General features: G+C 49.1%; 12 protein-coding genes and 1 tRNA gene. 6 read left to right on the top strand and 7 right to left on the bottom strand.

The features are described from left to right. Positions 1-63 precede the first annotated feature (63 nt). Positions 64-705 carry a hypothetical protein gene (locus ICL07_RS06575; RefSeq protein ID WP_188087121.1) on the top strand — a complete coding sequence of 214 codons (642 nt, stop codon included), beginning with the start codon at positions 64-66 and terminating at the stop codon, positions 703-705. Positions 706-751: 46 nt separating this feature from the next. On the opposite strand, the gene ICL07_RS06570 is transcribed toward ICL07_RS06575, so the two are convergent. Then, positions 752-835: transfer RNA gene (locus ICL07_RS06570), tRNA-Leu, on the bottom strand. Between the two features lie 123 nt (positions 836-958). Between ICL07_RS06570 and ICL07_RS06565 the strand changes: the two genes are divergently transcribed. The 3 genes from ICL07_RS06565 (at position 959) to ICL07_RS06555 (ending at position 4,443) form a co-directional block, all read left to right on the top strand. Continuing rightward, on the top strand, positions 959-1,513 hold the full coding sequence (locus ICL07_RS06565; protein ID WP_188087120.1) for a TetR/AcrR family transcriptional regulator: 555 nt from the start codon (positions 959-961) through the stop codon (positions 1,511-1,513). Between the two features lie 11 nt (positions 1,514-1,524). Beyond that, positions 1,525-2,766, top strand: coding sequence for a beta-ketoacyl-ACP synthase II (gene fabF / locus ICL07_RS06560; RefSeq protein WP_188087119.1), 1,242 nt, complete (start codon positions 1,525-1,527; stop codon positions 2,764-2,766). 63 nt (positions 2,767-2,829) lie between these two features. Further along, positions 2,830-4,443 carry a beta-N-acetylhexosaminidase gene (locus ICL07_RS06555; protein WP_188087118.1) on the top strand — a complete coding sequence of 538 codons (1,614 nt, stop codon included), beginning with the start codon at positions 2,830-2,832 and terminating at the stop codon, positions 4,441-4,443. Position 4,444: 1 nt separating this feature from the next. Here the strand turns inward: ICL07_RS06555 and ICL07_RS06550 are convergent, their stop codons facing one another. From ICL07_RS06550 to ICL07_RS06540, 3 genes are all read right to left on the bottom strand, one after another. Beyond that, positions 4,445-5,065 carry a LysE family translocator gene (locus tag ICL07_RS06550; protein ID WP_188087117.1) on the bottom strand — a complete coding sequence of 207 codons (621 nt, stop codon included), beginning with the start codon at positions 5,063-5,065 and terminating at the stop codon, positions 4,445-4,447. A gap of 88 nt (positions 5,066-5,153) precedes the next feature. Then, entirely contained in the window at positions 5,154-5,618 is a 465-nt protein-coding gene (locus tag ICL07_RS06545; protein WP_188087116.1) for an SgcJ/EcaC family oxidoreductase, read from the bottom strand. A 71-nt stretch (positions 5,619-5,689) separates the two neighbouring features. Then, complete coding sequence (locus tag ICL07_RS06540) at positions 5,690-6,529, bottom strand: DUF3108 domain-containing protein (protein ID WP_188087115.1); 840 nt, start codon at positions 6,527-6,529, stop codon at positions 5,690-5,692. 226 nt (positions 6,530-6,755) lie between these two features. Between ICL07_RS06540 and ICL07_RS06535 the strand changes: the two genes are divergently transcribed. Then, complete coding sequence (locus ICL07_RS06535) at positions 6,756-7,775, top strand: sensor histidine kinase (RefSeq protein WP_188087114.1); 1,020 nt, start codon at positions 6,756-6,758, stop codon at positions 7,773-7,775. After that, a complete protein-coding gene (locus ICL07_RS06530; RefSeq protein ID WP_188087113.1) occupies positions 7,772-8,485 on the top strand; it encodes a LytR/AlgR family response regulator transcription factor in 714 nt (237 codons plus the stop codon). Before ICL07_RS06535 ends, ICL07_RS06530 begins: the two co-directional genes overlap by 4 nt. Here ICL07_RS06530 and ICL07_RS06525 read toward each other — a convergent pair. The 3 genes from ICL07_RS06525 to ICL07_RS06515 all read right to left on the bottom strand — a co-directional run bounded on the left by ICL07_RS06525 (position 8,480) and on the right by ICL07_RS06515 (position 12,676). Continuing rightward, positions 8,480-9,430, bottom strand: a complete 951-nt coding sequence (locus tag ICL07_RS06525; protein ID WP_188087112.1) for a bifunctional helix-turn-helix transcriptional regulator/GNAT family N-acetyltransferase — start codon at positions 9,428-9,430, stop codon at positions 8,480-8,482. The two genes, ICL07_RS06530 and ICL07_RS06525, sit on opposite strands and share 6 nt — an antisense overlap. 73 nt (positions 9,431-9,503) lie before the next feature. Next, positions 9,504-11,090, bottom strand: coding sequence for a serine hydrolase domain-containing protein (locus ICL07_RS06520; protein ID WP_188087111.1), 1,587 nt, complete (start codon positions 11,088-11,090; stop codon positions 9,504-9,506). Between the two features lie 44 nt (positions 11,091-11,134). Continuing rightward, entirely contained in the window at positions 11,135-12,676 is a 1,542-nt protein-coding gene (locus tag ICL07_RS06515) for an MFS transporter (protein WP_188087110.1), read from the bottom strand. Between the last annotated feature and the right edge of the window lie 92 nt (positions 12,677-12,768).

Genomic DNA, 12,768 nt, shown 5'->3' with positions numbered 1-12,768 from the left:
TGGCCAAATGATTAGCAAATAAAAAACATCGAACTTTACTTTCCTGTAAAACGCCGCACCGTTATGAGTTATAGAGAATATCAAAATTTAGTACAAAGCGACTATCAGCATATTTTAGCGGAAAATGTGTTGTTCTGGAATTTATGGAACACTGCTTATCCATTTGAAATTTTAGGAAGATATTCGGATGAGTACCGGGAAGAGTATGATCTGCTAAAGGATATGTGGAATTGTTGCTGGGAGATAGTGGAAAGCAATAAGATGCAGATGGAGACATTTAAGTCAGTTTTTGAAAAAACCTTTCCCTTTGAAATGGATGAAGATAGCGGGGAGATAATGAATCCCAAAAGCATCCTTGAGCGCCGATATGAGGAGTACAACGATGATATACTGCCGGAATTATGTATTAATCAGTTGATTTATCGCTTTGATAGTATTTATAAGGGGATCACTGCTAACGAAAAAAAATACGGAGAGCATGCGCATAATTCTCCCATAGAGACCATTGCGTTAATTGTAGCTTCCAACGATAGGGGATTTGTTTTTGATAATATGGATCTGCCGATTGTTGGTAATGAGGTGGAAGCGCAGGTTAAACTGATCGCTGCCCTGAAAGAACAACAAAGCTTTGGCTTTAAGGATAGGAATATATTTCGATCTCCGGAGGCTATGCATTCTTTATCATACATCGACTATATTGACTAAAAATAAAAAAGGCTTATAAGATAACTTATAAGCCTTTTTGTTTACGTGCCCAGAACTGGATTCGAACCAGCACACCCTTGCAGGCGCTGCGACCTGAACACAGTGCGTCTACCAATTTCGCCATCTGGGCAACTGATATTGTGATCAGGGGTTGCAAAGGTAAGCATTCATTTTAAATCACCAAATTTATTTTAAAATATTTGCTTACTTACTGGTAAGTAAGTATTTTGCGGCCGGTTTTAACCGATAGCGTATGACGGTCATGAAAGACAAAATAGTATCCCTGGCGGATAAACTGATTCGCGTAAAAGGATTCAACGCCTTCAGTTATAAAGACATCGCCGATCCGCTGGAAGTGAAAAATGCCGCGGTACATTATCATTTTCCCTCCAAAGCGGACCTGGGCATGGCAGTGGTTGCCGGAGAAATGGAACGTTTTCGGCATAATGTACAACAGTGGAAGCCGCTGCCGGAAGACGAGCAGTTAGGGCGTTTGTTCGATGTGTTCCGTAAGCATTGCTACGCGGGCAACGTATGCCTGATGGGTTCCCTGGCGCCCGACTACGAAACACTTACACCCGGCATGCAGGAAAAAGTAAGCGATATGGCGGAAGCTATCCTGGAATGGGTGACCGATTGCCTGGAAAACGGCCGCCAGCACAAACGCTTTCATTTTAAAGGCAGCGCGGGCGACAGAGCGCTGCTCGTTATCTCCAATCTTCAATCTTCCTTACTGATGGCAAGAGTCATGGGCACGGATACTTTTGACCGCATCAGCCGGCAATTGCTGGAAGACTTACGATCATAAAAAAAGACACTATGAAAAGAGTTGTTATCACTGGTATGGGCGCTGTTACGCCATTGGGAAATAATGTGGCCACCTTCTGGAACAACCTGGTGGCAGGGACTAGCGGCGCAGCAACCATCACCCGCTTCGATGCTTCCCGCTTCCGGACAAAGTTCGCCTGTGAACTGAAAGGCTATGACGCGGCAACAGCGCTGGATAAAGCGGAAATACGGAAAACAGATCCTTTTACACAATACGCACTGTCGGCGGCAGCGGAAGCCATCAGCGATGCGGGCATCGACTTCTCTGCCATGGACCCTTTTGATACCGGCGTTATCTGGGGCTCCGGCCAGGGTGGCATGCAAACCTTCGAGGAACAAGTGACGGAATACGTTACGGGCAATTACAACCCCCGCTTCAGTCCCTACTTTGTACCGCGCCTCATTACCAACATGGCGTCGGGGATGATCTCCATCAAATACGGACTGATGGGCATCAACTACACCACTGTATCGGCCTGCGCTACATCCAATACGGCGATCATGGATGCGCTTAATTATATCCGCCTCGGTAAAGCGAAAGTAATGATCACCGGCGGCTCGGAAGCGCCCATCACACCGGCTTCCGTCGGCGGTTTCTGCGCCATGAAAGCGATGTCTGTGCGCAACGATGATCCGGCAACGGCTTCCCGCCCTTTTGATACGGACCGCGATGGCTTCGTTATGGGCGAAGGCGCCGCTGCGCTCGTGCTGGAAGAATATGAACACGCCAAAGCCCGTGGCGCACATATCTACGCAGAAGTTGCCGGTGCTGCGATGACGGCTGATGCTTACCATATGACCGCCACCCACCCGGAAGGACTCGGCGCCTTCCAGGCTATGAAAAGCGCGTTGCAGGAAGCGGAACTGAATCCGCAACAGGTGGATTACCTCAATGCGCACGCTACTTCTACCCCGGTGGGCGACCTGAGCGAAATCGCGGCAATTACCCGCTTGTTTGGCACGGCGCCGGACCATCTGCATATCAGCGCCACCAAATCCATGACAGGCCACCTGCTGGGCGCTGCCGGCGCTATTGAAGCGATCGCCTGTATCAAAAGCATCACCGATGGTATCATACCACCTACGATCAATACCACCGTATTAGACCCTGCCATTCCTGCCAGCCTGCAGATTGTATTAAAAACGGCGATGGAAAAAGACGTGAAAGTGGCTGTCAGCAATACTTTTGGCTTCGGCGGCCACAATGGGATCGTGGTATTTAGGAAAATATAGGCAAAACTGTATCTTGTGCGTTGATCATTCCGAAACTATCATCCCGAAATTATCAACCGAACAATGAAGCCGATTTTTTTAAGTATCCTGATGTGGGTCTGTTGCCAGTCGTTATCTGCGCAACAGACCTGTCCTGTTATTCCGCTGCCGGAGCAGTCTTCCCGTGCCAACGGTGAAATGATACTCAACGACGAAGTGGTGATCGTTGCCAAAGACGCTGCACTTAGCTCCCTGGCTACTTACCTCAGCAAAGAACTGGAACACCGCTTTAGTATTGCGCAAGCGGAAAAAGGCCGTCCGGGTAAAAAGGCAACTGTCATTACCCTGGAACGCGGTAAGGGGGACAATAACCCCGACGCCTACACGCTTAGGATGAACAAAGCGGGCGCTGTGATTACTGCATCGCATCCGGAAGGTATCTTCAACGGTATCAATACTTTGCTGCAGCTGGCGGAAAACACGGTGCCTACCGGCACTTCCCGCCGGGTACCCTGCTGGAACATCACCGATGCGCCCCGTTATGCATGGCGCGGTTTTATGCTCGATGAATCCCGTTTTTTCTTTGGCAAAGCGAAAGTAAAAACCATCCTGGACTGGATGGCGTTTTACAAACTAAACCGCTTTCACTGGCACCTGACGGATGCGCCGGGCTGGCGGCTGGAAATCAAAAAATACCCGCTGCTCACCACGGTAGGCGGTATCGGTAACCATACCGACCCGAAAGCGCCGGCAGCCTTCTATACCCAGGACGATATCCGCGAAATCGTGGCCTATGCAAAAGAACGTTTCATTGAAGTGATCCCGGAGATAGATATGCCCGGTCATGCCAGCGCGGCCAACAGAGCCTATCCGGCTTTCGACGGTGGCGGCACGGAAAAATACCCTTCCTTTACGTTTAATCCCGGTAAAGAAGGTACCTACCAGTACCTGGCTGACATCCTGCGGGAAACAGCCACCCTGTTTCCTGCCGGCATGATCCACCTGGGCGGCGATGAAGTGTCTTTTGGGAACAAAGCCTGGGATAGCGATAGCGGTGTCATCAGGCTCATGAAGGCGAAAGGTCTCAGCGACCGGAAACAGGTAGAGGATTATTTCTTTCAGCGTATGGCCGATACCGTATTCAGTCTGCGCAATAAAGTAATGGCCTGGGATGAAATAGCCACCGCCACTTTGCCGGTCAGCAAAACCATCGTATGCTGGTGGCGCCATGATAAACCGGAGGCGCTGAAAATGGCTTTGGATAAGGGCTATGAGGTAGTGCTCTGTCCGCGTCTGCCTTTTTATTTCGATTTTGTACAAGACAGCACGCATAAAATCGGCCGCCGCTGGAAGGTAGGGGAGTATAATACCCTGAAATCGGTGTATAATTTTTCTGCTGCCAATATCCCGGCAGTGAGCGGTCATGAGAAACAGGTACTCGGCGTACAGGCTTGCCTGTGGTCCGAAACTATCTCCAATCCCAAACGGCTGGATTTCCTGTTATTCCCCCGTATTTCCGCCCTGGCGGAAGCCGCGTGGACACAACCTGCCTCCCGGAACTTCGAACAATATATCGAACGCCTGAAACCGCAGCTGGAACTGTATGAGCAGGCCCACCTGTATTATTACGATTATTTTGCTCCTTCCCGCCATGTGGAAAGCGGCAAACCAACTGACCAGAAAAGTTTTATTGATTAGGCTATTTGCCTTTATCCAGCGCCATCTTCAGTGCCAGTCCCGCGAAAACGCTGCCCATGAGCCATTTCTGGGCACGCGCCCAGCCAGGGTTGGCACTGAACCAGCGCGTTACCCGCGCGGCAGAAAAGATAATCAGGCTGTTGACTGTAAAGCTGATTGTCAACTGTATAAAGCCCAGGGTGAGACTCTGTAGCAGCACCGGACCATGGTCCGGTTTGATGAACTGGGGAAAAAGAGACAGGTAAAACACAGCTATCTTGGGATTCAGGACACTGGTAAATAATCCCATACTGAACAAACGGACCGGCGTATCATGCTTCAGCTGACTGCTACTCTCAAATACTGCCCGTCCACCGGGTTTTAAGGCTTGCCAGGCCATATACAACAGGTAAAGCACACCAATTGTCTTCAGGGTAGTATAAGCATATGGGATGGCCATCAGGATGCTGGTCAGGCCAAAAGATACCAGCGTGATATGAAACAGCAGGCCGCAGGCTACGCCCAGCAGGGAAATCATGGCCGCCCTCCGGCCCTGGGTTACCGATCTGGTAACAAGATATATCATGTTAGGCCCCGGCGTGAGCACCATCAGCAAAGCGGCAAAAGCAAAAAGTAAAAGCATTATGTTTCCTGGAAAAGTTCAGCAAACATAATGCTTTTTTGGGGCTAACTGATGGGCATCTTCGGCCATCTATGCAATAAGTTATTGGCTATCTCCGCGAATCAGCGGAATCAGCGCTAATCATGTTCATCAGCGTTTGCAGCAAGCCGGGTTTTTTGATCCTGCAGTTGTGAAATGCAGCCATCTGCCATTGGTCCTCACTGTTTTTGATCCACAGCGTAGTATTAATGGATTGCCGGCTTTCAGGCGCTTTCTTCTGCCAGCGGAAGCGGATAGCGCCACGGGCAATCACCACAGCGGTACGGTCGTTTAAAAACCGCATTTGGTCTATCTCTCCCTCCAGCCTGGCGCCGCGGAACATAAAATTGTTCATCAGTTGTTCGTGGGAACTCACATATGCTTCCCGCCCCTTCAGGTGCGTGCCGTTAAAAGTGATATAGTCGCAGTCTTCTGTAAGATGAACGGCAGCCCCTTTGAAATCCAGCGTCTCAAACGACCGGTAAATTTCGTCGTTGACCTGCCGGATAGCTTTCATTTCGGTTACTTTGTTCATAATACCTGCTTTTGATGATACAAAATTAGCGGGAAGTAACACCCGAAAACAGGATTTTTCAGCTGAATGCATCACCTCCTCGGTGAAACCGGTAATTTTATCGGTGAACGGCTGAAGACTACTTGCCGGAGTACTTCGGGTAAGTTGGGGGTGAGTCCGGGTAATTTTATCTTGTAACGGAAAACACCGTTGTAACTGTCAACTTCCTTCAGGAACTCATGTCCGGCTTTGCTGATCCAGAACGTTTGTACATAGTCGAAGCCCTGTGGCGCTTTGCCGGTGATCTGCAGCATCCAGCAGTCTACCTGCCTGTTATCCAGTGTGGTAAGCAGTTCGCTGCCGGTAACGGTGTATTTGACATAAGCCGGCGGGTCCAGACCAGCATCGTAAAACCGGATGTAAAAAGTTTTGCCGGCGGCCAGCGGCAACATTTCAAAGGTCTCTATATCGAGGTGCCAGTTGTAATTGGGACCGTCGAAATCCAGCTGGTAAGGAGCCGCTTTATTGAAGGCTACCGTATCTGCGGCTTTCACGCCGGTAGCTGACCAATCATAGGCTTTCTGCCCGTTATGACCGGTTTCGGAATGATACAACGGCGAAAAATCGCTGGCCCGGTTGATGGAATAAAAAGTTTTGAAATAGTTGGTGTCTGCGTTATACCACGTTTGTTTCACTTCAAATACATCCTGGTTTTTAATGACTTCCCGCATCCATAAAGAGAAATTGAGTAGTTTAGGCTTGTCGGGAAACTGGAAATAAACCAGGTACTGCCGCAGGCCGGGTTGCAGCCAGCTGGTATGCAGGGGATGGTGTTGTGGACTGATCGTATCCACCTGTGCGATAGCCTGTTGCCCGGCAAACAGAACGAAAAATAATATCCATAGCGGTTGACGAAGGGAGCGTACAATCATAGTACTGATGTCTTTTGTTGACCGTGCAAATGTTGGTCATCCGCGTCAGCGGATCAACTTAATTCAATCATCTCCCCGATAAATTCAACAACAGGTGATCATCTCCCGTATCATCATCTTCATTGAAAAAAAACAGGGAAAGATGGAGGGAAATAACCAAATCATTGAATACTACCATCCATGGAAACCAGTAGCCGGTACCTTTGGAAAAACTGTATTTTCAGCTATGAAGATTTTTAAAGAGATGTCTGTCATGTTACGGATACAATGGGGTATGTGGGGGCTGTTGTTTTTGCTGTTGTTTTTTACACTATTGCCGGAAGATGGCTTTACACAGGCAATCGCGTATGCATCGTTTAACACCGGTTTTTATGCCCTGGTGATTTACGGTAATATCAGTTTTTTGTATCCCCGTTTGTGGTTGAAAAACAGAAAGGTACAGTATATCATGGCTGTGCTGGTATTTTTGATAGGGGCGGTGCTCATCAGAACCTACGGTATGATGTGGTTGTACAATACCTTCTTTAATCCTAAAGAAGACCAGCACGTAACCACGATGATCCTGATGCGTTACCTGTCCGGTATGCTCACCGTTTTTTTACTCAGTTTTATCCTGCGGATTTTTATTGCCTATTTTATATTAAAACAGAAGACAGAAAAAATGCAGCAGCAGCATGCGCAAACGGAGCTGGAACTGCTGAAGTCACAGGTGCAGCCACATTTCCTGTTTAACACGCTTAACAACATTTATTATGAGGCTTTCCGGGAAGCGCCGCGCACGGCTTTGCTGATAGAAAGGTTATCGGACATCATGCGTTATTTTGTGGATGAAAGCCCGAAAGACAAAGTCAATTTATCTACTGAAATAAAGTTCCTGGAAAATTATATCGCCCTCGAAAAAATACGTATCCGGCATGAAATTGGTTTAACCTTTAACAAGGATGTCGATGAAGACTGTCGTATTCCGCCTATGCTTTTAATGACCTTTGTAGAGAACATTTTTAAGCATGGTATCGATAAAACCAGCACCCGTAATCAGATAGAAATATCATTGTTATGCCGGAACAACCACCTCACTTTCAGTACCCGTAATGAAGTGCCCCGGGAGGTTGTAGCCGTCAGCCAGCGCGGTTCAGGCATTGATAACCTGCGAAAACGCCTGGTATTATTGTATGGTAACAACTTCGAGCTAAAGACTGACAGATCAGATAACCATTTTAATGCCTCCTTAACCGTCCCATTATGAGTTTGAACTGCCTGATCGTGGATGATGAACCCAATGCCATAAAGCTGCTGGAACTGCATATTCAGCAGACTACCGACTGGCATATTGTGGGTAAATGTTATAATGCGCTGGAAGCGCTGGAGTGTCTGAAACATCACAAGGCAGATGTGGTGTTCCTCGATATCAATATGCCGCGGCTCAATGGCATGGAGCTGGCAGGGCTGCTACCCAGTCAGGTGAAGATCGTTTTTACGACGGCCTATTCTGAATTTGCTGCTGCCAGCTATAATTACCAAACGCTGGACTACCTGCTGAAACCTATTACGCTCACCCGTTTCCTGGCAGCACGTCAGAAAATAGAGGCCAGTTTCCGGCAGGGTACAGCAGTAGAAAAAGCAGAAGAACAACCCGACCAGCAGGATTATTTCTTTGTGAAGTCCGGCAAAACGTTGCAGCGTATCCGGCTGCAGGACCTGTTGTACTTTGAAGGAGAGAAAGAATATGTACGGGTAGTTACCAGCAAAGAAGAAGTATTGGTATACAAACGCCTGAAAGACATTGCGGAGCAGCTTGGCCCTCCCTTTATCCGCGTACATAACTCCTATATCGTTAATACCAGCCAGATAGAGCGGATACAGGATAACCATATTCACATTGCGGATAAACGTATTCCGTTAAGCGAAAAATTCCGTCCTGATTTTATGGCGCTGATACAGCAACGTTTTTTATAACACCAGTTCCATTTGGATATTGGCGCGCTCATACGGTGAAACCCTGGCTGCCACTTTCCGGAAGCCCATCTTGTGATACAGGCTGATAGCCGGCTTCAGGATGGTATTGCTTTCCAGGTATATTTTGGATGCACCCAGTTCGCGGGCTTTGGCGATGAGCGCAGTGCCCAGCAGCCAGCCGATGCTTTTACCCTGTGCCAGCGGAGAAACGGCCATCTTAGCCAGTTCGTAATCGTAATCCGGATCATCCATCGGAACCAGCGCTACTACACCCACCGGTTCATCTTTGTAGAGGGCTACAAAAATATGTCCGCCTTTTTGCAGGATATGTCCTTCAGGGTCATCCAGCGCTTTGTAATCGGATGGTTCCATTTTAAAGTAGGTGGATATCCATGCTTCGTTGAGGTCGTGGAATGCTTTTCTGTAAGCCGCTTCGTAGGGTACCACTTTTACGTAGCTGCTTTCCCGTAGTTTTCGTTGTTCCTGTACCCGGCGCAATAAGGATTTCTGTTCCAGTAAGAACTCCCATTCTTCCATGGCCTTCCACAAATCGTTTTTTGTTTGGGCAGATAATTCTTCGATGGCATTGTTAACATCCTGGTATTGCGCGGCAATTTTTTCGTTGACCTCCATGCCTTTAGGAGACAGGCCTACCAGCGTTTTACGGCCGTCTGTTTTATCTTTTTTCTCCTTGATGAAACCCTTTTGCACCATCTCCCGCACGATCTTGCTCACCGATACATGGGAATGTTCTATCTCTTTGGCTATTTCCGTAATCGTTTTGTGTTCCCCCTGGGACAGTACATAAAATACCGGGAACCATTTAGGCTGCATGCTGATGCCGTACATGCTGTACACCTGGGCCGCATCTTCCGTTATTTTGTCGGTTAGCAGCCGTAACCTGCTGCCTATGGCCATTTTGCCGACTGTATTGAAGAATTCCATCTATATTGTAATTAATTGCGTAACTAGTTACGTAAATGTATAAATAAGTTGCGGATATTCCAAAAAAGAATTATCAGGGTAATACTGCCGGCAGGAGATATTGTTGCAGTATCTTATTCACCTGCGGATGGGCGTAGGGAAGATTATAGGCTTCGGCGGTAATCACTACTACCAGCGGTGCATTACGGAAAACCAGGATATAATTGCCACCATTGCCTGAGCAGTAGTACGCTTCATACGCTTTGCCATGTATACGGAATGTTTTATTCCAGAAGAGATAACCGTAATATTCTTCCTGTCTGCCCGGGATAACTTTATGCCGGGTGAAGGTCTGCTGTACCCAGCTGGCGGGGATCACTTGTTTTCCCTGCCAGCGTCCCTGTTGTTGATATAACAGTCCGAATTTCGCAAAGTCCAGGGTATTCATTCGGATGCCGCCGGCTGTACTGGCGACGCCCTGAGGGGTATGCTGCCATGCGTAGTGTTTGATCCCCAATGGCCGGAAAAGTTGCTGATCAGCATATGTTTCCAGTCCACCGGGTACGCGCTGGTGCAGTATATCGCCCAGTACCACCACGCCAGCCGTGAAATAATGCCATTGCCCGGGAGGTTGCGTTGGCTTGAAAGGTAAGTCCAGCGCGAATTTTACCCAGTTGTCCGTTGGGTACATGTTTTCCTCGTTACCGGGCGACTGATCGTCGTTGTCATCGCCATCAAAGCCGCTGCTCATGGTCAGTAAGGTTTTCAGGGATGTCCGTGCTTTGTCTGCCGAATAGTTGTTAAAGTGATGAAGATCGTAAAAGTCCGACAGCGGCTGATCTGTGTTTTTCAGGTACTGGTCTCTTAGCGCGATGCCGGTTATAGCGCTGGCAAAGGACTTGCCAACAGAACGTACATCATGCATGGAATCCCGGCCCGAGCCGTTAAAATATTCTTCGATAAGCAGTTGTCCGTTGCGGAGCACCGCTATGCTGGTGATCTGCTGAAAGACGCCCGCTTCTATATTGCCTTTGAGTAGTTTGATGGTGCTGCGATTGAAGTGATCGTGGGAAACCGGTAAACCATCATATGGCTTCAACGTGTTTAATGTGATCTGTGCCGTATCAATCACCGGCTGGCGGTTAACCAGCATGGACAGTTCTCCGCGGGCTATCACTGCACCAGTTGTCATTCCTTTTGCAGGATCATTGAAATAAGGCCTTATTTCCATCGTCAGCAGGTGTGGGCCTTCAGTGAGCGCACTATCACCGCCGTTGTTCAGGAACCGCATCCAGAAATACTGGCTCCACATGGCGCTGCCTTTATCATGGCAGATCAATGGTTTGCTGATAACGGTGTCTTTCAGTTTGGCATCTGCCGAAGGCGCTCCGGGGTGCAGATTGCTTTGATAACACAGGTGTTTATCTACGTATAGGCTAAACTGATAGTTGCCTTGTTGTAACAGCACCTGCTGACCGGCGTCAGGCGCCAATGCCTGTAAATAACGGATCAACGGACTATCCAGGTATGCCGTAAAAAAGAGGTTGCTTTGCGGAGTAAGGGTGTAGGATGTGTTGATGGCGCCGGTGCTGCGTTGGCTACTGAAGATTATCTTACCGGGAGTTTGGGATAGGGCCGGAAAATATAAACACATATAGAGGAAGAAGGCGAGGTACCGCATACCTGTAGTTTGAACAAAACTACGTCGCCGTCCCTATATTTCCATTATTTTCCCGGGACTTTATCCTTCCGGATAAAGATCCAGGCCATGATACTGCCCAGCCATCCCAGGAATCCGCACATGGCCATAATTTTTCCATACGTCTGTATAAAATGCTGATGATACAGATGGGAGATAAATACCTGCTGCGGACGGGATAATCCCTCCGGAACCGCCGCATTCCCCAGGTTGGCGGTCTGCGCCATCACGGCTGTTTCCTGGGCCGGTGTCAGGGATACATTTTGCAGGGAGGGCAACATGGAGCCGGAGAAAAACAACACCGCCATCGCCCCGAAAACCGCTACGGCAAACACCCCGGCGATTCTCGTTACCGCATTGTTCACTCCGGAGGCGGTGCCGGAAAGCTGACTGCCTACACAACCCATCACGGTAGCAGTGAGTGGCGCCACGGTAAGCGTCATCCCTAAGCCCAGCACAAAAATGCCAGGGAAAAAAGTGGTCCAGTAACTGGCCGGCCCGCTGGTTTCCTGTACCAATGATAATAACAGCATACCGGTGCCCGCCAGCAACGGCCCGATAATCAAAAACCAGCGGGGACCGTACTTATCAGCCATGCTGCCCGCCAAACGCGCCAGGAATACCATCAGCAGCGTAAAGGGCAGAAAGGAAAGGCCGGATTCGAGTTGACTGTAACCCTGTACCTGCACCATATTTAGCGACAGAAATAACATACTGCCACTAAGACCGCCATAGAGAAAAAAAGTCAGCAGATTGGCGCCACTGAAAGTACGGTTATTAAAGAGATATAAAGGCAGCATTGGGTGCCGGCTTCTTTTTTCGGTAATCACAAAAGCTGCCAGCAGCGCCAGGCCCGCGATAATACTGCCATAAGCCGGCAGGCTATCAAAACCGGCCACCGGCATCCGCAGGAAACCGAAGTTCAGCAGGGCGAGCCCGCCTACGATGAGCACCGCACCCGGATAGTCCTGCGGAGGCGCCTCTGCCGGTATTTCCTGCTCCTTTACTTTCCACCACAGGCATAAAAGCGCAATAACGCCAATGGGTATATTAATAAAAAAGATATACCGCCATAAACCGGCATCGGCCAGTGCGCCGCCCAGTATGGGGCCGCCAATGGTCACCAGCGTGGTCACGGATGACCAGGTGCCGATGGCTTTCCCGCGCTCTGCCTCATCAATGGCGGAAGAAATGAGCGACAGGCTGCCGGGGATCATCAACGCCCCGCCAATACCCTGTATCACCCGGAACAGGATGAGCCAGAAAACGGTGCCTGCTAGTCCGCAGGCGGCGGAACCGGCCATGAAAATAAAAATGCCGGTCATGAAGATACGGCGCCGTCCCAGCCGGTCGCCCAAGGTACCTCCCAGCAAAATAAGTGCTGCCAGCATCAGCATATAGGCATTCAGTACCCAAAATAGTTCGGCTCCCGAAGCATGCAGGCTGCGCTGCAGGGAGGGCAGTACCACATTGAGCGCAGTACCGTCAATAAAAGCCATGGCTGAAGCCAGAATGGAGGAGGTAACCACCCATCTGCCGGCTGCACTGCGGAGTGATACGGTCGACATATATAACAGCCGTTTTGTTTTGCATAACGTTCCCGCACCTTAAAATGTTTCGTAAAAACACCTTAACGCTTTTTTAACACGCCCTACGGTAG

Origin of the sequence: Chitinophaga qingshengii, from assembly GCF_014529935.1 — a bacterium.
Classification (GTDB): Bacteria; Bacteroidota; Bacteroidia; order Chitinophagales; family Chitinophagaceae; genus Chitinophaga; species Chitinophaga qingshengii.
Note: the sequence above shows the minus strand (reverse complement) of the source record. Positions and strands in the feature narration are given on the sequence as shown.

What these genes read in the sequence shown, in the direction of transcription:
- ICL07_RS06575 (WP_188087121.1), top strand. Translation starts at nt 64, where the DNA reads ATGAGTTATAGAGAATATCAAAATTTAGTACAAAGCGACTATCAGCAT.
- ICL07_RS06565 (WP_188087120.1), top strand. Translation starts at nt 959, where the DNA reads ATGACGGTCATGAAAGACAAAATAGTATCCCTGGCGGATAAACTGATT.
- fabF (WP_188087119.1), top strand. Translation starts at nt 1,525, where the DNA reads ATGAAAAGAGTTGTTATCACTGGTATGGGCGCTGTTACGCCATTGGGA.
- ICL07_RS06555 (WP_188087118.1), top strand. Translation starts at nt 2,830, where the DNA reads ATGAAGCCGATTTTTTTAAGTATCCTGATGTGGGTCTGTTGCCAGTCG.
- ICL07_RS06550 (WP_188087117.1), bottom strand. Translation starts at nt 5,065, where the DNA reads ATGCTTTTACTTTTTGCTTTTGCCGCTTTGCTGATGGTGCTCACGCCG.
- ICL07_RS06545 (WP_188087116.1), bottom strand. Translation starts at nt 5,618, where the DNA reads ATGAACAAAGTAACCGAAATGAAAGCTATCCGGCAGGTCAACGACGAA.
- ICL07_RS06540 (WP_188087115.1), bottom strand. Translation starts at nt 6,529, where the DNA reads ATGATTGTACGCTCCCTTCGTCAACCGCTATGGATATTATTTTTCGTT.
- ICL07_RS06535 (WP_188087114.1), top strand. Translation starts at nt 6,756, where the DNA reads ATGAAGATTTTTAAAGAGATGTCTGTCATGTTACGGATACAATGGGGT.
- ICL07_RS06530 (WP_188087113.1), top strand. Translation starts at nt 7,772, where the DNA reads ATGAGTTTGAACTGCCTGATCGTGGATGATGAACCCAATGCCATAAAG.
- ICL07_RS06525 (WP_188087112.1), bottom strand. Translation starts at nt 9,430, where the DNA reads ATGGAATTCTTCAATACAGTCGGCAAAATGGCCATAGGCAGCAGGTTA.
- ICL07_RS06520 (WP_188087111.1), bottom strand. Translation starts at nt 11,090, where the DNA reads ATGCGGTACCTCGCCTTCTTCCTCTATATGTGTTTATATTTTCCGGCC.
- ICL07_RS06515 (WP_188087110.1), bottom strand. Translation starts at nt 12,676, where the DNA reads ATGTCGACCGTATCACTCCGCAGTGCAGCCGGCAGATGGGTGGTTACC.